This is a genomic window from Bacteroides faecis (assembly GCF_020091505.1).
In the GTDB taxonomy this organism is placed as follows: domain Bacteria; phylum Bacteroidota; class Bacteroidia; order Bacteroidales; family Bacteroidaceae; genus Bacteroides; species Bacteroides faecis.
On record NZ_CP081916.1, the window covers coordinates 172,111 to 196,627 of the forward strand.

38 protein-coding genes are annotated in these 24,517 nt (G+C 45.2%); 9 read left to right on the plus strand and 29 right to left on the minus strand.

What is annotated here, in order from left to right:
* Nucleotides 1-2 precede the first annotated feature (2 nt).
* Nucleotides 3-2,183 carry a hypothetical protein gene (locus K6V30_RS01095; RefSeq protein ID WP_055270374.1) on the minus strand — a complete coding sequence of 727 codons (2,181 nt, stop codon included), beginning with the start codon at nt 2,181-2,183 and terminating at the stop codon, nt 3-5.
* Entirely contained in the window at nt 2,183-5,338 is a 3,156-nt protein-coding gene (locus K6V30_RS01100) for a phage tail tape measure protein (RefSeq protein ID WP_055270376.1), read from the minus strand. The genes K6V30_RS01095 and K6V30_RS01100 overlap by 1 nt, the downstream gene beginning before the upstream one ends.
* 28 nt (nt 5,339-5,366) lie before the next feature.
* On the opposite strand from K6V30_RS01100, the gene K6V30_RS01105 reads away from it, so the two are divergent.
* On the plus strand, nt 5,367-5,528 hold the full coding sequence (locus K6V30_RS01105) for a hypothetical protein (RefSeq protein WP_168166744.1): 162 nt from the start codon (nt 5,367-5,369) through the stop codon (nt 5,526-5,528).
* On the opposite strand, the gene K6V30_RS01110 is transcribed toward K6V30_RS01105, so the two are convergent.
* From K6V30_RS01110 to K6V30_RS01150, 10 genes are read right to left on the minus strand one after another with little or no spacing between them, the layout of a single operon-like run.
* Complete coding sequence (locus tag K6V30_RS01110) at nt 5,503-5,850, minus strand: hypothetical protein (protein ID WP_055270378.1); 348 nt, start codon at nt 5,848-5,850, stop codon at nt 5,503-5,505. The genes K6V30_RS01105 and K6V30_RS01110 overlap by 26 nt on opposite strands.
* Nucleotides 5,810-6,112 (minus strand): hypothetical protein, encoded by a 303-nt coding sequence (locus K6V30_RS01115; protein ID WP_055270380.1) that lies wholly within the window; start codon nt 6,110-6,112, stop codon nt 5,810-5,812. The genes K6V30_RS01110 and K6V30_RS01115 overlap by 41 nt, the downstream gene beginning before the upstream one ends.
* A gap of 27 nt (nt 6,113-6,139) precedes the next feature.
* Nucleotides 6,140-6,604, minus strand: coding sequence for a phage tail tube protein (locus K6V30_RS01120; protein ID WP_055270382.1), 465 nt, complete (start codon nt 6,602-6,604; stop codon nt 6,140-6,142).
* Between the two features lie 15 nt (nt 6,605-6,619).
* The gene (locus K6V30_RS01125; protein WP_224207238.1) at nt 6,620-6,943 is read right to left on the minus strand and encodes a hypothetical protein; all 324 of its coding nucleotides are present in this window, start codon (nt 6,941-6,943) and stop codon (nt 6,620-6,622) included.
* On the minus strand, nt 6,894-7,376 hold the full coding sequence (locus tag K6V30_RS01130; RefSeq protein ID WP_055270384.1) for a hypothetical protein: 483 nt from the start codon (nt 7,374-7,376) through the stop codon (nt 6,894-6,896). The genes K6V30_RS01125 and K6V30_RS01130 overlap by 50 nt, the downstream gene beginning before the upstream one ends.
* A gap of 16 nt (nt 7,377-7,392) precedes the next feature.
* Nucleotides 7,393-7,791, minus strand: coding sequence for a hypothetical protein (locus K6V30_RS01135; RefSeq protein ID WP_055270496.1), 399 nt, complete (start codon nt 7,789-7,791; stop codon nt 7,393-7,395).
* Entirely contained in the window at nt 7,769-8,062 is a 294-nt protein-coding gene (locus K6V30_RS01140; RefSeq protein ID WP_055270387.1) for a hypothetical protein, read from the minus strand. The genes K6V30_RS01135 and K6V30_RS01140 overlap by 23 nt, the downstream gene beginning before the upstream one ends.
* A 12-nt stretch (nt 8,063-8,074) precedes the next feature.
* Nucleotides 8,075-9,034, minus strand: coding sequence for a hypothetical protein (locus tag K6V30_RS01145; protein ID WP_055270389.1), 960 nt, complete (start codon nt 9,032-9,034; stop codon nt 8,075-8,077).
* 22 nt (nt 9,035-9,056) lie between these two features.
* Complete coding sequence (locus tag K6V30_RS25155) at nt 9,057-9,188, minus strand: hypothetical protein (RefSeq protein ID WP_256375777.1); 132 nt, start codon at nt 9,186-9,188, stop codon at nt 9,057-9,059.
* A gap of 18 nt (nt 9,189-9,206) precedes the next feature.
* The gene (locus K6V30_RS01150) at nt 9,207-10,238 is read right to left on the minus strand and encodes a head maturation protease, ClpP-related (RefSeq protein ID WP_055270391.1); all 1,032 of its coding nucleotides are present in this window, start codon (nt 10,236-10,238) and stop codon (nt 9,207-9,209) included.
* A 221-nt stretch (nt 10,239-10,459) separates the two neighbouring features.
* On the opposite strand from K6V30_RS01150, the gene K6V30_RS01155 reads away from it, so the two are divergent.
* From K6V30_RS01155 to K6V30_RS01185, 7 genes are all read left to right on the plus strand, one after another.
* Complete coding sequence (locus K6V30_RS01155; protein ID WP_055256302.1) at nt 10,460-10,903, plus strand: helix-turn-helix domain-containing protein; 444 nt, start codon at nt 10,460-10,462, stop codon at nt 10,901-10,903.
* On the plus strand, nt 10,900-12,429 hold the full coding sequence (locus K6V30_RS01160) for a hypothetical protein (RefSeq protein ID WP_055270393.1): 1,530 nt from the start codon (nt 10,900-10,902) through the stop codon (nt 12,427-12,429). The genes K6V30_RS01155 and K6V30_RS01160 overlap by 4 nt, the downstream gene beginning before the upstream one ends.
* 2 nt (nt 12,430-12,431) lie before the next feature.
* Nucleotides 12,432-12,857, plus strand: coding sequence for a DUF1320 domain-containing protein (locus tag K6V30_RS01165; protein WP_055270395.1), 426 nt, complete (start codon nt 12,432-12,434; stop codon nt 12,855-12,857).
* Nucleotides 12,854-14,182: a phage portal protein family protein gene (locus K6V30_RS01170; RefSeq protein WP_055270397.1), complete on the plus strand. Its 1,329-nt coding sequence runs from the start codon at nt 12,854-12,856 to the stop codon at nt 14,180-14,182. Before K6V30_RS01165 ends, K6V30_RS01170 begins: the two co-directional genes overlap by 4 nt.
* Nucleotides 14,182-15,408, plus strand: coding sequence for an LPD3 domain-containing protein (locus tag K6V30_RS01175; RefSeq protein WP_055270399.1), 1,227 nt, complete (start codon nt 14,182-14,184; stop codon nt 15,406-15,408). Before K6V30_RS01170 ends, K6V30_RS01175 begins: the two co-directional genes overlap by 1 nt.
* 87 nt (nt 15,409-15,495) lie before the next feature.
* A complete protein-coding gene (locus tag K6V30_RS01180; protein ID WP_055270401.1) occupies nt 15,496-16,068 on the plus strand; it encodes a phage virion morphogenesis protein in 573 nt (190 codons plus the stop codon).
* Between the two features lie 11 nt (nt 16,069-16,079).
* On the plus strand, nt 16,080-16,538 hold the full coding sequence (locus K6V30_RS01185) for a hypothetical protein (RefSeq protein ID WP_055270403.1): 459 nt from the start codon (nt 16,080-16,082) through the stop codon (nt 16,536-16,538).
* On the opposite strand, the gene K6V30_RS01190 is transcribed toward K6V30_RS01185, so the two are convergent.
* Nucleotides 16,520-16,759 (minus strand): hypothetical protein, encoded by a 240-nt coding sequence (locus K6V30_RS01190; RefSeq protein ID WP_055270405.1) that lies wholly within the window; start codon nt 16,757-16,759, stop codon nt 16,520-16,522. The genes K6V30_RS01185 and K6V30_RS01190 overlap by 19 nt on opposite strands.
* Nucleotides 16,760-16,940: 181 nt before the next feature.
* Here K6V30_RS01190 and K6V30_RS01195 point away from each other — a divergent pair, with 181 nt between their 5' ends.
* Nucleotides 16,941-17,135, plus strand: coding sequence for a hypothetical protein (locus K6V30_RS01195; protein WP_055270407.1), 195 nt, complete (start codon nt 16,941-16,943; stop codon nt 17,133-17,135).
* A 77-nt stretch (nt 17,136-17,212) separates the two neighbouring features.
* Here the strand turns inward: K6V30_RS01195 and K6V30_RS25265 are convergent, their stop codons facing one another.
* Genes K6V30_RS25265 through K6V30_RS01270 form a run of 16 tightly spaced genes read right to left on the minus strand, consistent with a single transcriptional unit; the run spans nt 17,213 to nt 24,507 of the window.
* Complete coding sequence (locus K6V30_RS25265) at nt 17,213-17,446, minus strand: hypothetical protein (RefSeq protein WP_081030892.1); 234 nt, start codon at nt 17,444-17,446, stop codon at nt 17,213-17,215.
* Nucleotides 17,447-17,456: 10 nt separating this feature from the next.
* Nucleotides 17,457-17,825: a hypothetical protein gene (locus K6V30_RS01200; protein ID WP_055270409.1), complete on the minus strand. Its 369-nt coding sequence runs from the start codon at nt 17,823-17,825 to the stop codon at nt 17,457-17,459.
* Between the two features lie 10 nt (nt 17,826-17,835).
* Nucleotides 17,836-18,267 (minus strand): hypothetical protein, encoded by a 432-nt coding sequence (locus tag K6V30_RS01205; RefSeq protein WP_055270411.1) that lies wholly within the window; start codon nt 18,265-18,267, stop codon nt 17,836-17,838.
* Nucleotides 18,268-18,295: 28 nt separating this feature from the next.
* On the minus strand, nt 18,296-18,568 hold the full coding sequence (locus K6V30_RS01210; RefSeq protein ID WP_070101326.1) for a DUF7352 domain-containing protein: 273 nt from the start codon (nt 18,566-18,568) through the stop codon (nt 18,296-18,298).
* A gap of 13 nt (nt 18,569-18,581) precedes the next feature.
* Complete coding sequence (locus tag K6V30_RS01215) at nt 18,582-18,878, minus strand: hypothetical protein (protein ID WP_055270416.1); 297 nt, start codon at nt 18,876-18,878, stop codon at nt 18,582-18,584.
* Nucleotides 18,879-18,927: 49 nt separating this feature from the next.
* The gene (locus K6V30_RS01220; RefSeq protein ID WP_055270418.1) at nt 18,928-19,905 is read right to left on the minus strand and encodes a site-specific integrase; all 978 of its coding nucleotides are present in this window, start codon (nt 19,903-19,905) and stop codon (nt 18,928-18,930) included.
* A gap of 48 nt (nt 19,906-19,953) precedes the next feature.
* A complete protein-coding gene (locus K6V30_RS01225; RefSeq protein ID WP_055270420.1) occupies nt 19,954-20,190 on the minus strand; it encodes a hypothetical protein in 237 nt (78 codons plus the stop codon).
* Nucleotides 20,187-20,378, minus strand: a complete 192-nt coding sequence (locus tag K6V30_RS01230; RefSeq protein ID WP_224207239.1) for a hypothetical protein — start codon at nt 20,376-20,378, stop codon at nt 20,187-20,189. The genes K6V30_RS01225 and K6V30_RS01230 overlap by 4 nt, the downstream gene beginning before the upstream one ends.
* Nucleotides 20,379-20,382: 4 nt before the next feature.
* Entirely contained in the window at nt 20,383-20,862 is a 480-nt protein-coding gene (locus K6V30_RS01235) for a DUF4494 domain-containing protein (protein ID WP_055270424.1), read from the minus strand.
* 20 nt (nt 20,863-20,882) lie between these two features.
* Nucleotides 20,883-21,101: a hypothetical protein gene (locus tag K6V30_RS01240; RefSeq protein ID WP_055270426.1), complete on the minus strand. Its 219-nt coding sequence runs from the start codon at nt 21,099-21,101 to the stop codon at nt 20,883-20,885.
* The gene (locus K6V30_RS01245) at nt 21,067-21,591 is read right to left on the minus strand and encodes a host-nuclease inhibitor Gam family protein (protein ID WP_055270428.1); all 525 of its coding nucleotides are present in this window, start codon (nt 21,589-21,591) and stop codon (nt 21,067-21,069) included. Before K6V30_RS01245 ends, K6V30_RS01240 begins: the two co-directional genes overlap by 35 nt.
* Before the next feature lie 35 nt (nt 21,592-21,626).
* Nucleotides 21,627-21,929: a hypothetical protein gene (locus K6V30_RS01250; protein WP_224207240.1), complete on the minus strand. Its 303-nt coding sequence runs from the start codon at nt 21,927-21,929 to the stop codon at nt 21,627-21,629.
* Complete coding sequence (locus K6V30_RS01255) at nt 21,922-22,512, minus strand: helix-turn-helix domain-containing protein (protein ID WP_055270430.1); 591 nt, start codon at nt 22,510-22,512, stop codon at nt 21,922-21,924. The genes K6V30_RS01250 and K6V30_RS01255 overlap by 8 nt, the downstream gene beginning before the upstream one ends.
* The gene (locus K6V30_RS01260; RefSeq protein WP_055256286.1) at nt 22,509-22,973 is read right to left on the minus strand and encodes a hypothetical protein; all 465 of its coding nucleotides are present in this window, start codon (nt 22,971-22,973) and stop codon (nt 22,509-22,511) included. The genes K6V30_RS01255 and K6V30_RS01260 overlap by 4 nt, the downstream gene beginning before the upstream one ends.
* A gap of 14 nt (nt 22,974-22,987) precedes the next feature.
* On the minus strand, nt 22,988-23,614 hold the full coding sequence (locus K6V30_RS01265) for a DNA repair protein RadA family protein (protein ID WP_055270432.1): 627 nt from the start codon (nt 23,612-23,614) through the stop codon (nt 22,988-22,990).
* Complete coding sequence (locus K6V30_RS01270; protein WP_055270434.1) at nt 23,614-24,507, minus strand: AAA family ATPase; 894 nt, start codon at nt 24,505-24,507, stop codon at nt 23,614-23,616. Before K6V30_RS01270 ends, K6V30_RS01265 begins: the two co-directional genes overlap by 1 nt.
* Nucleotides 24,508-24,517 lie beyond the last annotated feature (10 nt).

The following is a 24,517-nucleotide window of genomic DNA, read 5'->3' on the forward strand; positions in this document are numbered from 1 at the left end:
TTTTATTCATATTCTACTCCTTCGAAATTATCAGGTGCTATTTCAGCTAACTTCACATTACTCTCATCCTGCTGCACATCCTGAACCTCCGACACCATTAAATAGGTATCGGTCTCGTTCGCATCTGTATAGGTGCCAAAGCCATCCAATAGCCGTACAGTTCCCGAAAGCATATTCATCCGCCTGCTGTAGTTACTATACCAAGTGCCTATCAATAGTTTTTCCAAAGGAGCGGTTACGCCTGCACGAGTAAACATGCTCAATGTAGTACGCGATGACACATCCATCAGCATCCCCATGCCGAAATTTGCCGAAGTGCGTGGAGTACCGACAATCGTTTCTATTTTCTTTTCTTCCTTAGCTGAAGAATTAAGCCACGATTTATATTCGATATCATTTCCGTCTATTGCCTTGCCATAGGAGTTGACCAAAGTCAGTTCGGGAATCTTGAATAATACCCAATTAGGATAAAAATCAATAAAAGGTGTCGGATTTTCACCTCGGCTTCGGACAGGACCGAAGAAATTCAAGATTGATAATTCAAGTACACATCCCTGACATCCGGGAGGTATCGGAATCAAATCTCCATCTCCCGCAGACTCTTTGGGGACATATGAGTTTCTATATCCTACGTTGTTAGATTGCCAGCCTCCTTTCCAGCCTGTATATCCTGAACGGTCATAATATCTCAGTGTCGTTTTACTATTCGATACACCGTCTCCATCAATCCATTTTCCATTCATTTCGACATATTGAGTTGCATAAAAATCATTATGTGCACTGCCGTCATTATATCTGTTCGCATAATGCATCTTGACTTTTCCATTTGTATCAACAATACGCAGTATATATGATACGTTATATTCACTTATTCCCTGGAATTTTTCGTATTCATTTTTCCTGTTAGTTCCGGTCGCGTCTTCAAAAGGATTAAAACGTGCATCGATTAACGCTTCTATTTTTAGGCGTAACATAACATTTGTAAGGCATGCCTGTGGATCAATTGCATCTGGAGTATAGCCATTAAAAACAGAGCGTGTTTCCGGTAATGACAACATACGTCGCACCGTAAATAATGGTTTGTGCAGGAGTGTTGCATGTCCATCTGCATTTATTGGGGTTTCCATCCCGGAGAAAGGAGATTTAAAAACATCTCTTACACGCGCAGCGATGCCAAAAGACTCGCTCCCGGAGAATACAGGAGTGATTTTAAACAGTCTGGTATTGTCCGTATCAATCTCTATTTCTCCGCTTACTCCGGAACTCTTTTTCAATTCGATCATGAAGCCAATATTGTTTGTATCAAACGGACTTTTGCTTGTGTCTTTCGCTACATAATACTGTTCAGTCCCTTCATCCAACATCTTTTCTGTCAATGTAGATGTATACAGTTCTTTTTGCGGGTATGGACTGACTGTCAATGTCACATTCTTATAAACCCTGTCTACCCCAAGTACCGCATCATCACTTTCCCAATGTACCGTTTGAGGTTCAAATGCCGTTTGTACGGCATTCAAATCGTATATGAATACTTTTCCTGCACGTTGTATAAGACGCAAAGCAAACGGACGCAGTATTTCTTCAAGAACTTCCCGCATCGTCATCGGCACTCCTTCTTCATCATAGAAGTTCTCGCAACTTATTCCCACGTTATACAGCATTTCACCGGAAACCGAATCGCATGTAGTTGATATATATTTTTCAAATCCCCGATGTTTGATTTTCGTCTCTGTTATAAAGGTTTCAATAAGACTGCCGATGGACCGTGCCCCACTCAACGAGAAATTCATACGGTCAAGCAAGGAAAAATCACTGAACGTCAGCTTCACTTCATATTCATTATCATATGAAAAAGGTTCCTCGTATGTTTCTGTATCCAGCGTTCCGCTCCAATACAAAACATCGTTCCTGTATGCATCCATACGTATACTTCCGGCTTCAACGGTATACATATCCTTGTATTGCCGGTCCACCTTGCTTACTATCTGAAGCGTTGCACCGCTTCCCTGCACAGGTTCCAGCTTGTCAGTTTCAAACCATTCAAATGATAACGGAGTATCCGAAGGGAAACGTAATTCACCGACTACCGGATAAGGAGTGTCCGCATCCTGCCATATCTCCACACGCCACAGCACACCGGCTACGCTGAAAAACTCTCCCTGATATCTTAACTGCTTTTCCATTATCTTGTACGTTGGTTATATCGGTCTACCTTATTTAATACCCCACGGAGCATTCTGCCGTCAATTCTGAATTCTACAATGCCTCCCATGCCACCTGCCGGCTGTATCAATTGACGGAGTTTATTTAAAGGAGCAACGACCTCCGGATTATTCTGCGCTCCGGAGTATTCTCCAAAAAGTCCCATTGTAGGACCATATGCTATTGCCCCATTGGCAAACTTGGGAAGATTAGCGAGAGCTGCCAGGACACTTGCCACAGCCGCAACTGCGAGTATAGGACCAACAATCGGAATACTTGCGGTGGAAGCAGCCGCTCCGGAACCGGCAACAGCCGTATTTGTCGCCACTTGTGTTGACTGCAACCCCAACAGTGATGTGATTTGAGGGATCGCAGCTGCAACAGCCTGTACCACATTCGCAGCCCAGTTCAGCCATTCTCCGGCAGCACCTCCGACAGCTTGTCCCAGACTGCCCATCACGCTTCCGATGCCGCTCATACCTTCGATAAAATCCTGATTCTTTTTATAAGCAGTGTCTACCGCTTCGTTCCATTTTTCAAAGCCGCTCTTCTTGGGATCAATCTTGGGCATCTCAATTTTGGGAAGCTTCATCTTTTTAATGGCATCATGCGTCAGTATTTTCTGCTCACTATCCGGGTTCTTTTTGCTCCTCTTGTCTTGAAAATCTTCCGCCATTTGTCCAAGATTACGTCCGGCGCTGGAAGAAGGAATTACATCTACTTTAATTTCACCATGAGTATCTTTGAATGCTTCTTTCTCTATCCATATTTTGACACCTTCTATTTGATTTTTCAGATTATCAATTTTAATCTGCAAGTCAATAGAGGCTTCTCCTATTGGTTTGCCGGATAGTTCTTTCTCATATTTGGCCAGTTCATTTTTCATGGCATCAATGCTGCCATTCATGAAAGCCGGGTCTCCACCGATGCCCATTGCTTTTTCCTTAGCCTTTTTAAGAGATTCCAGCTGATTGATCTGAATTTGTATATTACGTCCCTCTTCATCCGATGCAGTTTGTTGCACAGACTGGAGTTCTTCTATTTTCCTTTTAATATCAGCCAGAGTAAGCGACTCTTGTTGTAGATTGTCATCTTCCTTATTCCCTTCACCTTTTACCGTTTTCTGAGGAACTTTAGGCTCAGGAATAGCTTTGCCAAATACAGAAACAATACGGTTATATTCTTTCTCGTAATCGGCTCTTGCCTGTTTGATTCCATTGACATACGTCATGACCGGGTTAGTGGTATTTACTTCCCCCGCCTGTCCATAAACTTCTGTGACATCCAGTCTCTTAATAAATTTCGCCCACCGTTCAGGTATTTCCTTCTCACCTTTACGGATGCTGTTAGCTATGCCATCAAACACCCGTGCACCAGTTTCCTCACCAAACTTTTGAGTGAGTATACTACGCATTTTAGTCAGCATCTCGCTTTCTTTACCGGCTAACGAATCCCCCGCAGAAGTCAATGCTTTTTCCCCGGCACGTGCTCTTGCCGTATTGATGATCGCTTCAGACAGCAAATCATACGCCTTACGGGCATTATCTACCTTTATTTCTTCTATGCCTAACTGTTGCAAGTAATCGCCATAGGTTTCCTGTATACGGTCACGGGCCCGTTTCCATTCATCTGTCCCTTCCTTCGCATTCAACAATGGAGCAAATAGAGCATCCAGTTTCAGGCGTTCCTCCGTGACTTCTTTCTGCATACCTGCCATTGCCTCATTTAACCTGTTCTGCGCCTTTTCCGCTTCATTGCTACGCGTCGCTATTTTATAAACAGCCACACCCAACGCCACGGCAGCCACAGCAGCAAGCATATACGGACTAGCTGCAATTGCAATATTCATTAGTTTTGTGGCTCCAGTAGTTGCCACAATTGAATTACGAGCCAGATTCACATTCATGGCATAGGAAAGTACTGTAGCTTTCCCAAATTTTAATATAGAATTAAAAGCCATCTGAGCAACCACTGCCGTTTTTGCCGCAATATGATATTTACTGAGCATGGACATGGCACCAGTACCTAGCTGATAGAACGAAGCCAGCACAACCGCATTCTCACCTACTACGGAAGCATAGGCAGACATGGGTCCCAGTGAGTTGGCAAAACTGATTTTGATATCATCCACCTTTGCACGCAGTATTTCCATTTTGTGTGCTGTTGTATCCGTGCGAACAGCTGCCTGTTCCTGTGCCACATTGGTACCTGTCACCTTCCGGGTCATTTCTTCGACAGCCGATGAATTTTGTATCAGATATTGCGCAGCGGCAACATTCTCCATGCCGAAAATTTTACTCAAGTAAGTGGCATCCGTCAGCCTTGGTTTCAACGCATCCAACGCTGTAGACAAAGATGTACGGCTCAGATCGACACCTAGTTCCGTATTCAGCTTCAAGATAATGTTCCGGAGTGCTGTCCCGGCTTCACTGCCCTTCAGATTTGCCTTGGATAAAACTTCAAGTGCCCCTGCACTCTGTTCTACAGTCAAGCCCATGACAGAAGCAGCGGAACCTGCAACCTTAAAACTTTGAGAAAGTTCTTCTATCTCGGCTGCCCCATATTTACTTCCTGCCGCCAGCACATTAATAACCCGTTCCGCCTCATTTGCCGATAGTCCGAACTGGTTTATTGTACCGGCTAATGATGTTGCGGCGGCATCGATACTCATTCCGGATGCTTGTGCCAGTGTTACACTCTTTTCCTGTAAGTTGTTCAGACCCGCCATACCAATGACGGCAACATCAATCTGACTGGCGAGGATCGCATATGCGCGTGCCGCCGTACCAGCTCCCAGACCGGAGTCTTGTCCCACCTTACGCGCATTCTCGCCAAGAGCTTTCAGATCATCACCTGCAATGCCGGTAATAGAACTGAGATCTGCCATGGATTGTCCAAAGTTCATTCCGCCTTGAGACAAGTCACCCAGCACACCACCCAATCGCTCGGCTACTCCCAAAAACGCATTCAGGTCAGGCATTTTCAACCTGCTACAAATATTCCCGAAACGAGTGGTAGTAGCAGACGCCTGCTCCCCGGCCTTATCTATAGCGTCGAATTGCTTTTTAACGTTAACCAATCCTCTCGAAATATTATTTTTCAGGTTAAGTATGATGTCGAATGAAACTTTTTCCATATATTTGTGAAGTAAAAATCAAACAGTTATGACTATCGGAGGTTTCTTTATAGTATTATTCGTCGTTATCGGTCTGTACGGACTCTTTAAGAAAGATGATTGCACCATCACCGAAGAGGACATTGATGAACTCATCCACGAACTGGAAGAGGAAAAGAAAAACCTCAATCCACATTCCACAGAGCCTTGATCTCATCGAACCTTTCCTGTGTACTGGGTTCTTCCTCCGCTTCCTTTGCAGGCTTCATATCCCAGGAGAACCGACATACGTCTGTCAATTCCAGACTCCTTTTGCTATAAGGTTTCAGTATGCTGCATGCCAGGAAACGTGCCTGTTCCCACCCTCTGCGCTCTGCATACGTCTCTTTCTGTTGCCAGGCTTCGAAGACGGCCGTAAACTCCAACGGGGTGAGACGGCAGAAGTCATTCAGACACATCCCGACACACCCCATCGCCAGTCCCATCAGAGATTCAATCGTTACACTTTCGTCCCCTTCTTTTTTTTGATCCATCTTCTTCCGTTGACATTCCGTTTTGAAAGGCGGTAAAGTCTTCCAGGTTGATGCCGTCGGCAAACTGTTCGAAAGTCAGCGCAAAGTCGATTTTATCAGCACGGCAAGCACTGCGGACGCAACAATACATGAACATGGTCAGCTGCTCCACATCAGCACCGATTTCGTTTACATCCCTGCCGGTTTCGCGTTTGAAGTCGATCATTGCCCCCATGGTCACACGGGAAGGGTATTCTTTCGCACAAATGATTACTTTATTCATTGGATGATACAAGTTAAAGGTGATACATTATCCTTGTGGAGCTACAGTCTTGGTCTCAACCGGACCGGAGTTTTCCAAAGAGATAGTATAGGTAGAGTCGTCATCCGAAGGAGATGTCTCTTCCAGGCTTGTGATAAGGAACTTTCCTTCACGGTATTTCGTCTTTTCCTCTCCACGTTGCGCATAACGTACTGTTACAGGTTCACTCTTCTCCCAAAGTTCCAGCAGCTTGTCATATCCCATCTCATCTCCGTAGAACCGGAATCCTTCGGAACTGATTTCGACGGACAGACCGCTCACTGATTTCTCTTTCCACTTGCCGGCATTAGCCGCCTTTGCCTTTTCCGCCAGAGTCGGCTTCACTGCACGCTCTTTGGTTTCTGCCTTATTACTAATGGTACAAGTCTTTGAATGCCCCAGTGGAGAAAAAGCTTCTTCAACCATTAATCCGACAAGCATGTCACTGCCATGCACATATCCTAGTTCTGCCATAAATTTCCTTATTATTTAATTACGTTTCAATCGCCGTTTGATCACTATTAGAACAAGTACGGCAACGGCCATCCGTCCTGTCCATATCTGGAACCACTGCCATCCGGTCGGTTCCTTCACAATCTGCGGAGGAGGTTCTTCCACTTCCTCACCAGTCTCGTTGCGGATGCGTGTCAGTTCTTCACGAAGGTAGATTACTTCACGTGCCAGGCTGTCACAAGTGGCGCGAACCTCTACTGAATCTTCCGATACCCGCGTCACGTTGACGGTTGCCTGTCCGCTGCGGGTACTAAAGCCTGTTCCTATCGGTATCGATTTCAGTGTCCCTGCCAGAAACACTGTTTTTGCAATGCTCGGAGGTACCGGCTGCTGTATCAGAACGAATCCTCTTGCGCTGTACAGGCTGTCTAGGGAGGTAGTCTTCTCCAGTCTTTTCGGGCTTTTGCAACTCATCACGCACAGGGCAGTTAGTAGCAAAACGGCAACTGTTGGACTTCTCAACAGCCCGGCGAAGTTTTCCGAGTTCTTTTCGAATCGCATTTATTTCTTGCTTTAAAGGTTCCACAATTTCATCCATCAGGATTTGCATCGCTTTCTGAACGTTGTCCAGTTCGCTGCCACGGGTGTTTACCTGTGCGTCACGGACTTCCGCCTTCAGCTTTTCTACCTCCTGAATGTATTTCCGTCTGTCGGTATACATCCTGAATCCTCCGTAGGTGATGATAACCGTAAGGATACCACAAACCAGCTTCATGTATTCAAGTGTATCCATCTTATTCCTCCTTAATTTAGAGTAGGTCCCATCCTGCCTGCACGTCTTCCATCACCACAGGAATGCCATTTTCCACTTGTGACATGGCTGCTGCAAAGGCACACATGGTTCCCCTGTCGTTCACATCAGGAACATAACTGGAAGGTACCTGCATTTCCCTGCATACCCGGCTGATATAGCCTGAAGTATTGTTTTCTACAGATGGTGCCCAGCGGTTGATGAAGTCCGATATCGTGCGGCATCCGTTCAATTTCCGATAGTTTTGCAATAACTTCAATCCGGCACGATAACCGTAAGCCATGCTCTCGAACTGACAGAAAGAACGATCCTGTGATGGTCGGACTTCACCTTGCCAGCGCGTAGTGCCAGAGAGGCGAATATTCAGTGGATTATTATTTCTCAGTTCCCTTGTCATCATCTTTTTCTCTTTCTTCAGGTTTCTCTGCCTCAGTTTTTGCTGTTTCAGCCTTTGCGGTTTCAGTCATTACTTCCTTGGAATTCTCGGACTCTTTCAGCTCCTTGGGAGCTTTCACCTCTTTGATATTGGCAAGCTTGCGGCCTACCAGATCGTCAGCGCGTTCTTTGTCCACTTCCAGTTCTGTTCCCACCGGGTACAGAGTCTTATGATCGAACTTATCCTGAAACTCTTCCAGAACAATCACCGTTACTTTTTCTTTCTTTGCCATCGCCCGTTCTCCTTATCCTTCAACAGTTGGTTTGAACGCACCGTCAACACGCCAGTCGAGCGCGATAAACTCCTCACCGAAGCCGATTTGCGTGTCCGCCTTCATCAGCATCTTAAAGAAATAAAGCTCGCTGGCATTCGCCCACTTGTCAATCTGAATCACGTTTTCGTCATTCTGCAGATTGACGGCAGCGAAGAGATTGCCGTTCATGCCGCTATCACAAATGGTGGCTACCATCAAGCCTTCCGGCCATTGCGTCAACACTTCAAACGGAATGCCCTTGTAACGTTCCTGATTGATGTCCGTAGGAGCCGCACCTTTATTCGCAAGCTGCGTCAGTTCGTCATCATACGTATCAAAGTCCGTTACGCTCATCAGGATGCGCAGGTTGGGATTGTTACGCATGGTCACCGGAATCACCGTACGCAGTTCTTTAAGGCGTTGCAGCATCGTGGTTCCCACGGTTTTCACTTTCACGATATCCGCGTCTTTGGCAGCCTGTGTCAGGATACCGTCCATCAACAACGCATCGTCCGAACCATCTTCGTAGGTACCATTGATGTACTGGTAGCCCAGTTCGTGTCCTACCTGTTTCAGCAGTTCCTGCAACAGGATATTCTGCACATTGCCGGGTAACTGGCGGAACACCAGGTCTCCCGAAGGCTGGAACGGACGCCAAATATGTTCGAACGCGCGGGGGTTGAAGAGCGTGAAGGCCATCATATCCTTAGGCGTCAGTTTCTTTTCACTGTAAGTAAAGTCCCCCTTGCTGTCAGCTTTCGTCGGGTCTTCCTTTCGTTTTTGCAACATCTTTCCCGCCTTAACGCGCGGAATGCTGATTGCGCTGTTTACTCCGGGGATAACCATAATCAGTCCCCTGCTGACCAACTCATTGCCTGTAGTGGCAAGGGTCAGTACATTTTCCAGCACTTCGCCGGAATAGTTGGTAGTATTCAATCCTTGAATTGCCATTGTCCTTGTAAGTTATTAGTTGTTAGTATTTAACCTTCTGTCGCCCGCGTATCTGTGGGGCACTGCCGGCACTGCGTACGCTGCTCCCGACATTCTTGCCAAAGTAGGACGAACCGCCTAACTTAGCATTCTTTGGATTTTTAATCGGTATCATATCTTTGCGTATTACAGATTATTTCCGGATATTCTCACGTATTTCCTTCTGACGTTTTTCCCAGGGGCTCTCACCGGCTTGCAGTTCCTGGTTCTCAAACTTGTCTTTTAGTAGTTTTTTAGGCTTCATCGCCTTCAGTGCAGTCAAACCGTTTTTAAAGTCAGCTTTCAGAAGGTTCTTATAGGTGTCTTTCTGATCGGCACCAATGCGTCCGTCTGTTACAGCATCCGTTACAGCTGTCTCGATCCGTTCCTCTTCCTGCCGGCTAAGCTGTTCTTTCAGTTCACCGTTCTCCTTTTCCAGGTCATCGGCCTTGTCAGCTTTCCGGGCAGTCTCACCAAGTATGGACATCACTGCTGCTTCATCCGTACAGTTGGCAAAACGGGGAATCTTTTTAAAGTCTTCCAATTTCATCTTATCTGAGTTTTGTGGCTGTTGCTCCAGCACCAGCCGATTAGTAAATATACGGTATATATCATCTGTGGTACTTTCTTCGGGTACCGCTTCCACATCGTAGATGGCGTCAATAAGTCCGAGGGCCAGAGCTTCGTCCGCCTTCAGCCAGTGGTCGGTACCATCGAAATAGGCGTTCTTCACTTCTTCCTTATCCCTGCCACAACGTCCGGCAATAATTTCGACAATGGTATCCTCCAGACTTTCGATCGTTGAGATCATGTCCTGAAGATCCTTTTTGTTACCGTAACATCCGCCACTGACATTATGCAGCATCATGCGGGAATAACGGCTCATTTCCACCCGTTTTCCGCACAGGGCTATGACTCCTGCAATGCTGGCGGCAATACCGTCTATGTAGATAGTGACGTTGCTCCTGCATTGCCGGATGGCGTTGAAAATGGCAATACCGGGATAGACATCGCCACCAATGGAATTGATCCGGATATTCAGATTCTCATAACTGCCGTCCATGTACATCAGTTCGTTCACGATGTCACGGCTGGCTATCTTGCCGTCACCGCCTTCGTCACTGATTTCTCCGTAGAGCAGCAGACTGGCAGTCTTTTCATTCAGTATGGATTTAAAAAGAATCATATTTCAGCATTTAGGATATAGTGCCGGACGGCGATGCAATTTACGTCTCCGGCTTTGAATCTGTCACAAACTTATGGTGACAGGGGCAACCGTACAAAAAAGTGTGTAACGCTTACGGGCAAGTATGCAGGCGCTGTGGCATTGTCTGTAACCCCTTTGCGCTTTTTTTCTGTTCACCTCCGGGATAATGACCTTTGTGTAAATTCTAACGACTTATCATCATGGCAGATTTGACCACACAACAGAAAAAGGGTTATGCCCGCACATTATATCTGAAAGATAACCTGACGCAACAGGAGATCGCGGACAAGGTAGGCGTATCACGCAACACCATCAACCGCTGGATAGCAGCGGAGAAATGGGAGGAAATGAAGGTAGGCATGACACTCACCCGTGAACAGCAGGTTGCCAGCCTGCACCGGCAAGTGGCAGAGATCAACCGCGTGATCAGTGAGCGCGAAGAGGGAAAACGCTATGCCAATGCCGCCGAGGCCGACACACTGAACAAGTTGGCGACAGCTATTAAGAAGATGGAAACAGATGTAGGTGTTGCTGACATTATCAGTGTAGGTATGAAATTCATCAACTGGCTGCGACCGTTCGATCTAGATAAGAGCAAGGAGTTTCTTCGGTTGTGGGATGCTTTTATAAAGGATAGCTTATGACACAGACGCAGAAAGACCGTGATGCGCTCAGGGAATGGGCAGTATTCTATGAATCCGGACTTCGCCGCCAAAATTCCGACGTCAATCTGACGCAGGCGCAGATTGCCAAGGACCGTACCCGGCTGGAAGCCGACCCGATAGAATGGATCAGGTTCTTTTTCCCCGAATACTGCAAGTTTGAATTTGCAGAGTTCCAGATAAAGGCCATCAGGCGCTGTATCAAACACGAGGAATGGTTCGAAGTATTGTCATGGGCACGGGGACTGGCGAAAAGTACGACGGTGATGTTTATCGTCATGTACCTTGCGCTTACGAAAAAGAAGTGCAACGTGATGATGGCTTCCGCCACACAGGACAGTGCTGTCCGGTTGCTCGATCCTTATAAGAAACAGCTTGAAGAGAATGCCCTGATACGTGCTTATTATGGTGTGCAGGTGAATCTTGGCAACTGGTGTGCCGAAGAGTTCGTCGCTAAATGCGGTTGTTCATTCCGTGCTGTCGGTGCCGGAAACGCTCCCCGTGGTAGCCGCAACGGCGCTGTCCGTCCGGATGTGCTGCTGGTGGATGACTTCGATACGGATGAAGGCTGCCGGAATCCGGACACGATAGACAAGAACTGGACATGGTGGGAAAAAGCGCTGTACGGAACACGTGATACGGCAGTAAAAACACTGATTGTTTTCTGTGGAAATATCATTGCCCGTGACTGCTGTGTGGTACGTGCCGGGCACATGGCTGATCATTGGGATGTAGTGAACATCCGTGATGAAAAAGGATACAGCACCTGGCCGTCTAAAAATACGGAAGAAAGTATTGATATCGCTCTGTCCAAAATCAGTACTGCCGCCCAGCAGACGGAATACTTCAACAATCCGGTGACGGAAGGCGAAGTATTTAAGGAGATCACTTACGGCAAAGTACCTGACCTGAAGAAGTTCCAGTTCCTCGTCATTTACGGCGACCCGGCACCCGGTGAGAACAAAAGCAAGAACAGCAGTACAAAGAGCTGTATCCTGATGGGCATGATCGGTCCGAAACTCTATATCATCAAGCCATGTCTGGACCGTGGACTGAACGCAGAATTCATTGACTGGTATGTGCAGTTGCTGGAATACGTGGGCGGAAAAGTTCCCGTGTATTGCTACATGGAGAACAATAAACTGCAAGACCCTTTCTTCCAGCAGGTATTCAAGCCGCTGGTGGGTAAAGCACGGCGTGAAAAGAATATTCAACTCTATATTCAACCTGACGAAGCTAGAAAAACCGATAAGGCTACACGTATCGAAGCCAATCTGGAGCCTCTGAACCGGGAAGGAAATCTCATCTTCAACGAAGCCGAAAGAAACAACCCGCACATGAAACGTCTGGACGACCAATTCAGGCTGTTCACCCTGAGACTGAAGTTTCCCGCCGACGGTCCCGATTGCGTGGAAGGCGGTTACTGCATCATCAAAAAGAAGATCCAACAACTGGTACCGGTGACTGTGATACATCGTAATGACCGCCGGAACCCCAAACGATTATAGCCATGAGCAAATTTATAACTCCGCAAGATTACGATGCCAGCATCCATCGTGAAATACTGGATGCACTGACCCGCAATGATGACGCCATCATCGAGATCTGTGAGGACCGTGCCATTGCCGAAATGCGCGGATATCTCAATGCCCGCTATGACGCTGATGCCATTTTCAATGCTGAAGGCGCGGCACGCAATGAGCTTGTCCTGATGATGGCAGTAGATATCGCCGTGTATCACTTGTTCAGTATCCACAATCCTCAGAAGATGTCGCAGATACGCAAGGATCGCTACGACCGTGCAATGGAATGGCTGAAACAGGTGGCGACATTTAAAATAACGATAGACGGCGCACCGAAGCTCCCGGAAGAGGAGCAGAAAAAGAACAGCCCCTGGCTAATGAGTAGTAACCCTAAACGCACCAATCATTTATGAATATACTAGACAGGTTTCCGGTTTTCCGGAACAAAGCCGCAAAAAGTAAACGCATCACCGAAGGGAGTAACGTAACCCGTCCCGGAGCAACGGTGATACTGACACAGCCACAACGTTTCGGAATAGGTCTGGGGGACTATATGCAGGCTATCCGCAGTGCTGAAAACGTAGATTTCACACGACGTGTCAGGCTATATGACATCTATAGCGAAAGCCTGATGGACCCGCATCTGTTCAGCGTGGTACAAAAACGGAAAAGCGGAGTACTAAGCAGGAAGATTGAATTTCGCCGTAACGGCATACCCGATGATAAAGTGAATGAGCAGATATCATCACCCTGGTTCCTCCGATTTATCAGTGACGCACTGGATGCGGAATACTGGGGATTTACGCTCGTTCAGTTCTATATCAATACCAAAGGCTGGATAGATTATTATCTGGCACCACGCAAACACATAGATCCAGTGTTGCGCATCATCAAAACACGGCAAGAAGACATCAACGGTGAAAGTTTTGATAATTATGGAAACCTGCTGATGATACGGGGCAAAGAACCGCTGGGGATTCTAGCGCGTACGGCTCCATACGTTATCTATAAGCGTGGAACTATTGGTGACTGGGCGCAATTCTCCGAGATTTTCGGCATGCCGGTACGTAAATATACATACGATGCGGCGGACCCGGAAGCTTTGCACAATGCAATGGAAGCTGCACGGGAACAAGGCGGAGGAATGGATTTCTTTTGTCCGGAAGGATCTAACCTGGAATTTGTGGAAACAGGAAACACAACAGGCAGCAGTGAACTGTACAGCAGTCTCGTGGAACGCTGTAATGCTGAAATGAGCAAGGCTGTACTTGGCAATACCCTTACCACCGAAGCCAGTGAGACAGGCACACAGGCACTGGGTACCGTGCATCAGGACATAGAGCAGGAACTGGAAGAGCAGGATGCCCTTTCCATCCTGAACCTGCTGAATTATGATATGACAGACATATTTGCATTTTTGGGAGTGAATACTAAAGGAGGTGAGTTCGTTTATGTGGAGGACGCGGACATGGAGCAGGTAAAGACCCGTGCCGAATTGCTGGAAAAAGCTGTAACGGTGTTCGGACTGCCTCTGGATGATGACTACCTGTATGAGCAACTGAACGTAGAAAAGCCCGACAATTATGAGCAGTTGAAAGCGGAAATGGAAGAAAAGAAAAAGGCGGATAATCCGTTTGCGTCGCTGGGACAAATACCTGCTGGAAATAATACGCAGCCTAAGAACCGTGTGCCTTTTTTCGGGCAAGCCCCGGACAGAAACGGGGCTTTAGAGTGGTAATGGATGAACTCTACCGGGATGCTGCCGCTGATGACGAAGTAAGCGCCGCTTTCACATTCGACGACAACACCCTGAAGCGTGCCTTGAAGCATATCTACGAAAAGGACTTTCATCCCATGACGGAGATAGAGGAAAGCCTGTTCAATGAGACTTTCCGCATTTTTACTGAAGCCACCGATGAAGGTATCAGTGAATCCGGAGCAGAACTTCCTGTGGAGTTCCGGCAGAAAATAGACTGGAGCAACGCTGTATTCTCCGCTTTCAAAGTACACCGCATGCAAAACGATATTGCCACACAACTCTTCGATTCGAATGGTGATCTAAAACCATTCGAACAGTGGAAAAACGACGTACACCCGATGCTGGATCATCATGTAAAACATTGGCTGCGGACAGAGTACGACACCGCCGTCATCCGTGCACACCAGGCGGCAGACTGGCAACGGTTTGAACAATACGCCGATATCCTGCCTAACCTGGAATGGATGCCCAGCACCAGCGCGAATCCGGGAGCCGACCACATCGTGTTTTGGGGAACGATCCTGCCAATCAATCATCCCTTCTGGAGTGTCCATCGCCCGGGCGACCGCTGGAACTGCAAATGCTCCCTGTCGGCCACCAACGAACCGCCCACCGGAGCACCTCGTGGCAGCAATGAACCCAAAGACCAACCATCACCGGGATTGGATAATAATCCAGGGGTAGACGGGAAATTGTTCAGTGATACGCATCCGTATATCGCTCATGTGTATGAGGGGGCTAAGGAAGCGGTGAAGACATTCCTCAAAGACCGGTTACCGGACTATGCCAAGGTGAAGGTGGAACCACGGCACAATCAGGACGGAAAGTATTCGAAACGTACGAAGGAAATCAAGAAGGAAGCAAGAACAGCGCTTCAAGGAACAACAGTCGCGCATCCGAAACTTCAGGGTGAAATAACCATTTCCCGCCGTAGTATTGATGAATGGACCAATCAGCCTCATGAGCACTACGCCCATAAGAACGAACTGATTTTTCAAATAGGTAATGTACTCAAGAAGGCTAAATATCTGGGATATGGAAAGGATGCAAGCACAAAACCCGGTTCCAAATGGGTGCATTTGTTTGAAATTAAAATCCTTGGAGACAAGAGCTGGATCATCGTGAAAGAATATGAAGATGGAAGTAAAATCCTGTACAGTATTTCGGACAGCCCGAACATATTAAATCAGCTAAAAGAAAAGTAGCCTCTAAATCACGGCTGGAAATACAATCCAGCATAGGCTTAAAGACTACTCTCATACCACAATATACATCTATTTATTGAATAAACAATGAATATCCAAGAATTTAACCGCCGGATCCTGCAAAAGCAGAAGCAACTCTCCGACCTGATGCGACGCAAGATGCCTGTCATTGCCGGAAACATTGCCAAGCGGCACATTGAAGAAGACTTCCGTAAGGGGGGATTCACCGACAACGGCTTCCACAAATGGCAGGAAACCAAGCGACAGAAAAGCGGAGGAAAGGGAGCCGGTTCCCGCTACGGCCCGTTGCTTTCCGGTAGGAGCCATCTGGCAAGGAGCATCGAATATACACCGGGAGATAGACAAGTTACCGTTTTCACCCGTGTGTCATACGCCGGCATTCATAACAGGGGAGGAACGTTGCATCCTTCTGTCACTCCTAAGATGCGACGCTTCGCCTGGGCGCAGCACTACAGGGAAGCAGGCAAAGACAAGAAGAAAGACACCTTCTGGAAGCGCCTTGCCCTGACAAAGAAAACCAAACTGAACATCCAAATTCCACAACGACAGTTCATGCCCACGTCCACACCGGGACCGGAACTGGCCAGGAAGGTGGATGAGAGGTTTTTGAAGGAACTAAAAAGAATTATCAATACTTAAAATACAGCAGTATGGAACAACTATTCAACGACATCCAGCAACAAATCGCCACTAAAATGGGCGATACCATCACCCTCATCGACGAAGACTGCGGGCAACTGGAAGCACTCGCCAACGGTGAAGACCAGTACCCCGTCACCTTTCCCTGCGTGCTCATCGGTATCCCCGAAACCATCTGGGAAACGATGAAATCCGGAATCCAACATGGAAAAACCACTCTCACCGTCCGCCTGGCTTTCGACTGCTACGATGATACCCACTACGGAAGTTCGCAAGAGCAGCACGCGGCGGAACGCATGGCTTTGGCCGGACGCTTAAACTCCTATTTGCACTGCTGGAGGTTCGACGAATGCGCCACCGTCCTGATACGTCGCACAAGCCGCCAGTTCTCACAACCGGGAGGCATTAAAGTGTATGAAATGGAATATACTACAACAGTAGCGGATGAAATTCAGAACAACGAAAGCTGACGCTTCATCTCCTCCTGACGACGGATAATGCGCGGATCAACGGAAGCGTTGATGATATTGTAGAAAGTCTTTTCGCAGATATGGTATTTCGGCCAGATGTAGCGGCGCAGTATTTCACGATTGCTCAGACCGCTTCGGGCGTGTTCGTCATAGATCCGCACAATGTCTTCCACCCTGAACGCATAGCTGCAACCTGTGATTTTTGTCCGATTCTTCTTCATATCCCGAAATACTGATTGATTATCTGATACAAAAATAATGATAATAGCATTTGGGCACAAATAAATCCGTGCAAAAACAAGGTTTTAATTAGCCGGAGGAATAATAAATAAGTGCTTGGAAGAATAATCTGCAGGTTTATAAATTACCTTTGTACACTTTTTAATTTAAAACATAAATATTATGGTAGAATTTATCGAAACAGTGTCCAATGGAAACAAGGTGATGATCAACCTGTTTCAGGTGCAAATGATCGAACCAGTCACAGACAGTAATCAATGCATAATCAGGTTCGCTTCAGGATCGTTGGAGGATATAGAGGTTGACGAACATTACGATACCTTGGTAAGAAAAATAGGTGCGGTGTCTAAACATTAAAAAAGAAAGCCGCTACATTTATACTTGCAGCGGCTTTTCTTTTATCTGACTATTTCGGTTTCCATTAATTTATATATTTATTCTGATAAATATCTTATTAAACTTTCCTTGTCCCTAAAAAGTCTTTTATCCCATTGTGGATAATTGTTTCTCGGTACACTTAAACCGTCAGACAGCTTATAATACATCAAAAAACTGCGATCTGCATAAGATATTTCAATAGTTATTTTGCTTATAGTAGAATAACAGATATCGTCTCCACTTAGATAGCATACACTATCACCTACATTAAATTCCGTATCTATAGTCATATCTCCATTGTTATTCGTTAATAGACATTTTTTTAATATGCGCAAAACAATCATCCATAGCCTTATCAAAAGCTTCTTGACTTATGATATTTTTCTCAATCCGTTCCACGTATTCACTTGCGTAAGATGCAAGTTGGATACTTGAATCACTATTATTTACATCTTCTCTGTTATCAAAATATACATGGATGCAATCATATACTACTTCATCACCGATTTCATCAGAATTTACCCTAACTATTGCTGTAATTTTTTCGTAAGAAGTATGCGCCATGTGAATACATTTTCCAACGAGATATTGATATTTTGCCTTTTTTTTATCGGATTCCTGTTTCTTTAGCTTCTGTATTTCAGCTTCTAATTTCTGTATTCTATTCATTTTTGATTTGTTATACTCCAATTATCTTATCGTTGATACGAAATATGTTGTCACTCACAAAATCGTATATTTTATACATCAGTTCTGGTTCTTGCTTTTCGGGAGAATAAACCATTACCCTTTTACCTGCACCTTTCATCCATCCGGCTTCTGTGTTGGCCGAGCGGCCACAAGGAAGAACCATAACGCAGACATCAGCCCACTGCATACCATTAAAATCTGAATCAAAACCTTTCTGCGCAATTGGGTGATTAAGTGCTTCTTGATATTGTTCAGTTGTCCAGTTCTGCCAATCAGGGTCTATATCAGACCATTGGAAACCACCATTCCCATGTGGGGGATTCTTAAAATCATAGACCTCATGTCCTAAATCACGGAGAATAGCTACAACGTCCTGTTGAAATACATTTCTCCAACTACTTGCTACATAAATCTTTGCCATATTATTATTCCTTTTTGATTTGTTATGATTAAAATGGACTGTTATTGCTGAATACATGAAAAACAAGCTGGTTGAGCTGGTAAGTACCTATATAATCCAATAGATGATTATCAAAATAATGACCAGTCCCGATAGTCCTAATCTTGCAATCAATTATTTGTTTTTCTTTATCATCTACTATTGCCCAAATGCAAGGAACATTATCTTTAATCTGAACAGTTAGTATCTGATATCCAAGCGGCATTTTTACAATTTGCTCATCCTCAACTTTTAGAGGATATTTAAAGATTCTTTTACTCATGTCTATTTCGTTATTAATCAATTATCAAAATTTCCCGGTATGCAATGTCTATCTCATTCGTCTTCTCATTCTCATTGAAACAATAGCAAAGAAACCATTTCAACGTACCTTCATCCTCATATTGTGCTTTCCACATTTTACCATTATAGAGAGCTGACGGTTGAGAACGAGTATAATCCATGAGTATTTCAAAATCAAGTCTACTCATCACTGCATGAGTATCATCAATTAGTATCAGGTAGGTTGGCGGCTGTTGCCAACACATCCCATAAGGATGCGTCATCGATGGAATAATATTATCTTTATTCATTATTGTATTTATTTAAACGTTTGCCTGATGGCAGGCAAACGTCCGGTTATTACTTTCTAAAAAACATATCTCCGCTTATTGATCTTGCCGTATCATCATTCGTCAAGCGAATGTACCTGAAGAAGTTCTGTTCTGTCTTATGCCCTGTAAGTCGCATTATCTCTAGCGTCTTCATTCTTCCTGTCAAATAAAGGTTTGTCGCGGCTGAACGACGTGCGGTGTGACTACAGATTAGTTCCCACTTCTCTTTTGTCACAGTCTTTATTTTACCACCTACTGTGTATGAGTAGGTAATCTTATCTGTCAATCCAATTTCGCGCATGATCAGTTTAAGATATTTGTTAAAGTACTGAATGCAAAGTCCGTTAGGGATATTACCACCATACTTGGCTATAATCTCGCGAACATAATCATGCATTGGAACCTTCACGGTGACATTGGTCTTCTTTGTACGCTTCACGATAAAATCGTTCTGGAAGTTGTCAAGCGTCAGCGTTGAATAGTCCGAATAACGCAATGCTGTCAAGCAACCAACAACGAACAGATCACGTATCTTCTCCTTCGCCCTTCTGCTATCCTGTTTCCTGAACTTATAATAATAGATGCGCGTAATCTCATTCATGCTCAAGAAGACTGCAAAAGTATCTTCCAGATGCAAGTCTATTTGATTATAAGTAGGGTCGACGGCATAATTGTACTGTGAAGCCTTGCGAACCATAGATTGTAATTTCATAATGTAACCTACAATCGTGTTATGCCGCAAACCAACATTCTCAAGGTAAATGATAAAATCTTCAATGAACTCTTCTGTGACGGAATTGGTGAATATGTCACAATCGTATTCTGCGGAAAAACTGTTTATATGTCCTATCAGGGCACTGTAAACAGCCAGTGAGTTTGACGGCTTGCGCCGTGATTTCCTTTCAACTGTTTCCCGGATAAAGTCTGAAAGATAAATTCCTTCAAGAGGCTTCGATTGCCGGAAGTGATTGATATAGTCCTTTCTTGGCTTTGCCTCACGGACCAAATGTGATACTGCTAATACTGCTTTGGCTGTTCATTTTTATGTCATTAGTTATTCTTCTTTCTTATCCGGTATCCACTTTGTGGTTACCACCGCTTTTAATCTTCCGCTACCTCCACAGACAGGGCACGTGTTTCTCACTGTTTCGTTACGTTCTCCCAATGCTAGAATCCAACCGTTACCGTGACAGTTACTGCACTCAAATCCGGTAAATGTCTCCATTTCATAAGGATGTTCCTTTGACAATAAAGGTGGAGTAATCAATAAGGTTTGTTGTTTCTTGCTCATAAAGATTTCAATTTTCGTGCGACATCTGTCACTAGTTGATCAAACGCATCATTATATCCATCTTCATATTCTGCCGTTACAGGAATCATACCCGTGTGATCTTTCCGATGGATGATGAGCGAAACCGGAAGTTTGCTCTCATAAACTTGTGCCACCAAAGCGGATGCCAACGGTGGCACAAGTCTCATTTCATCAGTTCGCTTTTTCATCCTTGAACTCGGATTTTTCTTCCGGTGCAGTATAAGGATAGACATCCATGATAGCCGTCTCCGTCACCGATGAAACTTGGTATTCTGCCATCGTGCCTTTCATTCCAGCATCAAGGTTCTTCTTTGCACGCCCCAAGTCAGAAGCCTGTACTAATACATAAGTAGAGGTGCGTTTCTCTGCTCCGCTCTTTTCATCTAATGTGATAAAGCTTAATTTGCATTTGAACCAAATGTCATCAGCTTCATCATCACTTGGAAACAGCTCACTGTAATTTACACGTTTTATATCCGATACTGTAAATTCTCCGGATATAAATGGAGTCATCTCTTCGATAATCCGTGCTTCCGCTTCTGTAAAGCTGAGAGCATCCACCAGATAAGGTTCCGTTACTTTCTTCTGCATTCCGTTCTCCATTACCTTTTCGTAACGGATACGACATTCAAACCATGTGTGCATTCCCATAATTATAAATTGTTTAATTATTAATACTTGAGGTTATTCTTTCGCTTTTCAGGTTCCTCATATTTCCAGCCGTTAAGCCGGTAGCATTCTTTGCGTGCTTCTTCACTGGTGGGGAATTCACCAACCTTGTCTACCGTGACGATATCCCCTATCTCCAACCAGTGATAAACTGCCCACCGGCTACCGACGGGAGCATATGAGTATTTAGGACGCCTGATCTTCTTTCTTTGGTTCCACATAGAATGTTTCGTCTTGTACTACAACCATACCACATTTGGATAATTGCCCGGCAACTTCCTCCTTATCACGATCAGCAAGAAGACGATCCTTTGCCAGTTCCTCACTCACCCGGATATAACCGGGAAGAAATTCCTTCACCAGATTGGTGACAGATGCCCAGGTAAAGCCTTTGACATTCTTAAGTTTCGGAGTTCCTGTACGGAAACCGAATGTCCCATGAGCACTTTCGTAACTTTTACGTTTGGAGAACAACTCTTCACGATATTCCGTAGCGAATGTCTGCATGATCTCGAAGTTCTTTTCCCGGATAGCCTGTTGTTCTGCTAATATATCCGCATATTTGTCACGAATACGGGTGATCTCCATATCCATTTTACTCTGGATATTCTGCACCTTGGCATCCGCCGTTGCAAATTCACTGAAGGCGATTTCCGCCTGCTCCGATGTAATGCCGGAGATCACTACTTTTTTAACTCTTGTCTTTGCCATAAAACTTGTTTTTTGATCGTTTATACTATGTTGATTCAGTACTTTATATTAAATCTTTCGCTGCCGCCCGGTCCGGGACGACGTTTCTTTTCTTCTTCCGTCAGTTCCGAGGAGGATTTCAATAGAGCAAGACGGGTACGGTTCATTTCGATACGGGTATTCAGATTATTCCAATCTTCCAGCAGTCTGTCTGTCTCTTTCGAAGGCTCTATCAGGTCGCGTTCCATCAGAGTATCAAAGAGGGTACTCCACCGTTCTTCATCCCGGATGATCTGTAATTCAAGTCGCTGTGCCTCCGACATGCGGTAGGACATGCAGTAGTCGGATTCATTATTCATGTTCCGCCTCCTTTCTGTTTAGCCTATGTTCTTTTACTACAACACTACGATTCAGTTCACGCTTGCTGTAATAAACATTCAGTCCCTTCTGATATCCCGTTATAAATCCGTTGTCCGCCCAACGTTTGATAGTAGTCTTGCTGCATCCGATATATTTGCAGGCATCTATCTGCGAAATCAAATCATCAGTAGAGATGTCTTCAACTCTTTTCCGCTTGGTTGCAGATATTTTTTTCTGTAATCCTGCACGGCGTTCCAGACGTTCCACACGTCTCAACAACTCCCTAAATTCTGAAGCGGTTATAGTGATCATCTCTTCTACCGGTTCAATATCATCTTCCTGTTCATGATCCGGAATTAGTTCGTCCAGCGTCAATTCTCCTTTCAAGAATCGTGCTGCGTCACGACAAGCATAATAAATACCTTCACTACGGTCTGCTTCTGCCACACCTGCTACATACTTATCGAAGACACTTCGTTCATTCAGTCTGTCACTGAGAACCGAGGCCTGTTCCAGGCTAACGAGATCACCCTTCTTACGAAGAATGGCAACCGCCTTATTTATTTCCTGATTCTTTCTCATGATCTTTTGTTTTTAGATTTATTGTTTTCGTTATATGCGATGGCTTCCAGTTGTTTCTTGAATGCTTTTAACTCAGACGGATACATCTCAGACACATTCTTTCGTGAGGCACTTTTGCTGCGGGCAAAGACATTCAGCTTAGCGATATTCATTTGAAATTCTTCCTGTGTATCATTTGTGTATCCCTTATTTAGAAAGGAAATCTGAAAAGACAAACAGAAAATAGCCTTTACCAACTTCTTCGCTTCCTCACGTGCTTTTTCAGCCTGATCCTCGTTGAGTGATGCTAATAATCTGCGAGCTTCATCGAAAGAAAGCTCTTTGCTGCTCTGCGTTCTCCCGTCCGTAAAAGAAGAAATGCAGTCGTGACGAGCATCATCGTCCATACCAATTCGATGAAAAGTAGCGTGCAAAGCCTTCATCTGTTGCGGACTGATTGCTTTATCTTTTGTTGTTCTCATAACTCTAACTTTTATTATCGTTGATATTTATCTCCCCAGTATTTTTCAGCTTCTTCTGGCCATACGTCAATCTGCATTTTTGGTCCGTTGAACCGCCCCTTGCTGAAAGCCCTGTATCCTTCTACGTAAACTTTCTGGGAAGCATCGTACATCACGCTACGGGCACTACGCCCGGAAGGAAGCTTTCCATCCGCATGGCTTACGAAAATAATCAGCTTGTCTTTATGCTTTTCCTTGAAGGTGATATATTGCTTATACGTCATCTGCGTATACTGGAAACTGTCAATCACCACAATTCCCGGAGATTTTCGTCGCAACAGTCGTTCACTCAAATCTTTCATCGGCTCATTGTCAAGAAGAAGAAACCGACGGTTCACTTCCAGCATTCCGCATCGTAACAGTGTGTTTTTCATTGTCAGGCTGACTCCCTCTTCAAGACTATCATTAATTACCCGTTCAAACTGACACAAGTATTTGCAAAGCTGCACTACAAAAGTGGTCTTTCCATTTCCTGAGTTTCCCCAGACTATCCAGATACCTTTCCGTTCAGGCTCGCCGAAAGCGTCATACCATTCATCCCGAAAAGGGAAAGTCTCAATCTTCGTAGCCAATAACTCGCTCACCGATTTGGCTCTCCCCATTATTCCGCTTCTCCTTTCCTGGCACGTGCATCCATGATACGTTTGCGGCTATGTACACAGCGTTTCACCCGTCGCAAGTCGTTCTCGCTAGCCTCTGCGTCTTTCAATACTTTCTTTATTTCCGCTTCGTCCGTCAGCCCGTTAGCCTGGCAGATGGCGTGAATATCGTTTTGGGTCGTGCTTTTTACCTCGAAGAAACGACGGCCAATACGGCTGTATATTTCCTTATAACCCTTCTTGTTATAACGGAGCCCATTCTCCAGGCGACGTTTGATATAGTTGGTAGAAAGGAAAATGATTCCCGCATGACCTTCCAAACGATTATAAATGGAAATGAAGTAGTTGAATACACTATCCGTCAGTTTGTCGCCTTCGTCGAAAATAATAAGCGGATTACCTAAAAAGGCGATCATGGAAATGGCATACTCCAGCATATCCCGAAGATTGGTCCCATCGGTAGGAGCGCCCACCTGTTTGGATATCTCACGTACGAAATCGCTTTTCTTCATGTCTTCGGAGCAAAGGATATAAAAAACGTTCCGGTGCTTCTTGCGATAGTCGATAGCAGCGGTAGTCTTTCCGCACCCAGCATCCCCTACAATCCATGTGACGTTCTTATACATCTGTGCATCAGTCATCATGAAGGATATTTCTTTGAAGGCTACGCTTTCGTGAATCTCCCAACAATCGAAACTGAATCCGATCTGCGTGGCAATGCGAATGAACATGTCGTCAGAGATATTGGTATATTTACTGTTCACTATGGTAGATACAGTGGCGGCACTCACACCGTTCAGGCTTTCAGCCGCACGGTTACGGGACAGGTAGTTGTCACAGTAGGCACTCAGTGCGTCACGGATAGCATTCTTATGCTCAAGGCTTAATTCTTTCATTGTTTCGTAT

Coding starts and splice junctions, on each gene's coding strand:
- K6V30_RS01095 (WP_055270374.1), bottom strand. CDS start 2,183: ATGGAAAAGCAGTTAAGATATCAGGGAGAGTTTTTCAGCGTAGCCGGT.
- K6V30_RS01100 (WP_055270376.1), bottom strand. CDS start 5,338: ATGGAAAAAGTTTCATTCGACATCATACTTAACCTGAAAAATAATATT.
- K6V30_RS01105 (WP_168166744.1), top strand. CDS start 5,367: ATGACTATCGGAGGTTTCTTTATAGTATTATTCGTCGTTATCGGTCTG.
- K6V30_RS01110 (WP_055270378.1), bottom strand. CDS start 5,850: ATGGATCAAAAAAAAGAAGGGGACGAAAGTGTAACGATTGAATCTCTG.
- K6V30_RS01115 (WP_055270380.1), bottom strand. CDS start 6,112: ATGAATAAAGTAATCATTTGTGCGAAAGAATACCCTTCCCGTGTGACC.
- K6V30_RS01120 (WP_055270382.1), bottom strand. CDS start 6,604: ATGGCAGAACTAGGATATGTGCATGGCAGTGACATGCTTGTCGGATTA.
- K6V30_RS01130 (WP_055270384.1), bottom strand. CDS start 7,376: ATGGATACACTTGAATACATGAAGCTGGTTTGTGGTATCCTTACGGTT.
- K6V30_RS01135 (WP_055270496.1), bottom strand. CDS start 7,791: ATGACAAGGGAACTGAGAAATAATAATCCACTGAATATTCGCCTCTCT.
- K6V30_RS01140 (WP_055270387.1), bottom strand. CDS start 8,062: ATGGCAAAGAAAGAAAAAGTAACGGTGATTGTTCTGGAAGAGTTTCAG.
- K6V30_RS01145 (WP_055270389.1), bottom strand. CDS start 9,034: ATGGCAATTCAAGGATTGAATACTACCAACTATTCCGGCGAAGTGCTG.
- K6V30_RS25155 (WP_256375777.1), bottom strand. CDS start 9,188: ATGATACCGATTAAAAATCCAAAGAATGCTAAGTTAGGCGGTTCGTCC.
- K6V30_RS01150 (WP_055270391.1), bottom strand. CDS start 10,238: ATGATTCTTTTTAAATCCATACTGAATGAAAAGACTGCCAGTCTGCTG.
- K6V30_RS01155 (WP_055256302.1), top strand. CDS start 10,460: ATGGCAGATTTGACCACACAACAGAAAAAGGGTTATGCCCGCACATTA.
- K6V30_RS01160 (WP_055270393.1), top strand. CDS start 10,900: ATGACACAGACGCAGAAAGACCGTGATGCGCTCAGGGAATGGGCAGTA.
- K6V30_RS01165 (WP_055270395.1), top strand. CDS start 12,432: ATGAGCAAATTTATAACTCCGCAAGATTACGATGCCAGCATCCATCGT.
- K6V30_RS01170 (WP_055270397.1), top strand. CDS start 12,854: ATGAATATACTAGACAGGTTTCCGGTTTTCCGGAACAAAGCCGCAAAA.
- K6V30_RS01175 (WP_055270399.1), top strand. CDS start 14,182: ATGGATGAACTCTACCGGGATGCTGCCGCTGATGACGAAGTAAGCGCC.
- K6V30_RS01180 (WP_055270401.1), top strand. CDS start 15,496: ATGAATATCCAAGAATTTAACCGCCGGATCCTGCAAAAGCAGAAGCAA.
- K6V30_RS01185 (WP_055270403.1), top strand. CDS start 16,080: ATGGAACAACTATTCAACGACATCCAGCAACAAATCGCCACTAAAATG.
- K6V30_RS01190 (WP_055270405.1), bottom strand. CDS start 16,759: ATGAAGAAGAATCGGACAAAAATCACAGGTTGCAGCTATGCGTTCAGG.
- K6V30_RS01195 (WP_055270407.1), top strand. CDS start 16,941: ATGGTAGAATTTATCGAAACAGTGTCCAATGGAAACAAGGTGATGATC.
- K6V30_RS25265 (WP_081030892.1), bottom strand. CDS start 17,446: ATGACTATAGATACGGAATTTAATGTAGGTGATAGTGTATGCTATCTA.
- K6V30_RS01200 (WP_055270409.1), bottom strand. CDS start 17,825: ATGAATAGAATACAGAAATTAGAAGCTGAAATACAGAAGCTAAAGAAA.
- K6V30_RS01205 (WP_055270411.1), bottom strand. CDS start 18,267: ATGGCAAAGATTTATGTAGCAAGTAGTTGGAGAAATGTATTTCAACAG.
- K6V30_RS01210 (WP_070101326.1), bottom strand. CDS start 18,568: ATGAGTAAAAGAATCTTTAAATATCCTCTAAAAGTTGAGGATGAGCAA.
- K6V30_RS01215 (WP_055270416.1), bottom strand. CDS start 18,878: ATGAATAAAGATAATATTATTCCATCGATGACGCATCCTTATGGGATG.
- K6V30_RS01225 (WP_055270420.1), bottom strand. CDS start 20,190: ATGAGCAAGAAACAACAAACCTTATTGATTACTCCACCTTTATTGTCA.
- K6V30_RS01230 (WP_224207239.1), bottom strand. CDS start 20,378: ATGAGACTTGTGCCACCGTTGGCATCCGCTTTGGTGGCACAAGTTTAT.
- K6V30_RS01235 (WP_055270424.1), bottom strand. CDS start 20,862: ATGGGAATGCACACATGGTTTGAATGTCGTATCCGTTACGAAAAGGTA.
- K6V30_RS01240 (WP_055270426.1), bottom strand. CDS start 21,101: ATGTGGAACCAAAGAAAGAAGATCAGGCGTCCTAAATACTCATATGCT.
- K6V30_RS01245 (WP_055270428.1), bottom strand. CDS start 21,591: ATGGCAAAGACAAGAGTTAAAAAAGTAGTGATCTCCGGCATTACATCG.
- K6V30_RS01250 (WP_224207240.1), bottom strand. CDS start 21,929: ATGAATAATGAATCCGACTACTGCATGTCCTACCGCATGTCGGAGGCA.
- K6V30_RS01255 (WP_055270430.1), bottom strand. CDS start 22,512: ATGAGAAAGAATCAGGAAATAAATAAGGCGGTTGCCATTCTTCGTAAG.
- K6V30_RS01260 (WP_055256286.1), bottom strand. CDS start 22,973: ATGAGAACAACAAAAGATAAAGCAATCAGTCCGCAACAGATGAAGGCT.
- K6V30_RS01265 (WP_055270432.1), bottom strand. CDS start 23,614: ATGGGGAGAGCCAAATCGGTGAGCGAGTTATTGGCTACGAAGATTGAG.
- K6V30_RS01270 (WP_055270434.1), bottom strand. CDS start 24,507: ATGAAAGAATTAAGCCTTGAGCATAAGAATGCTATCCGTGACGCACTG.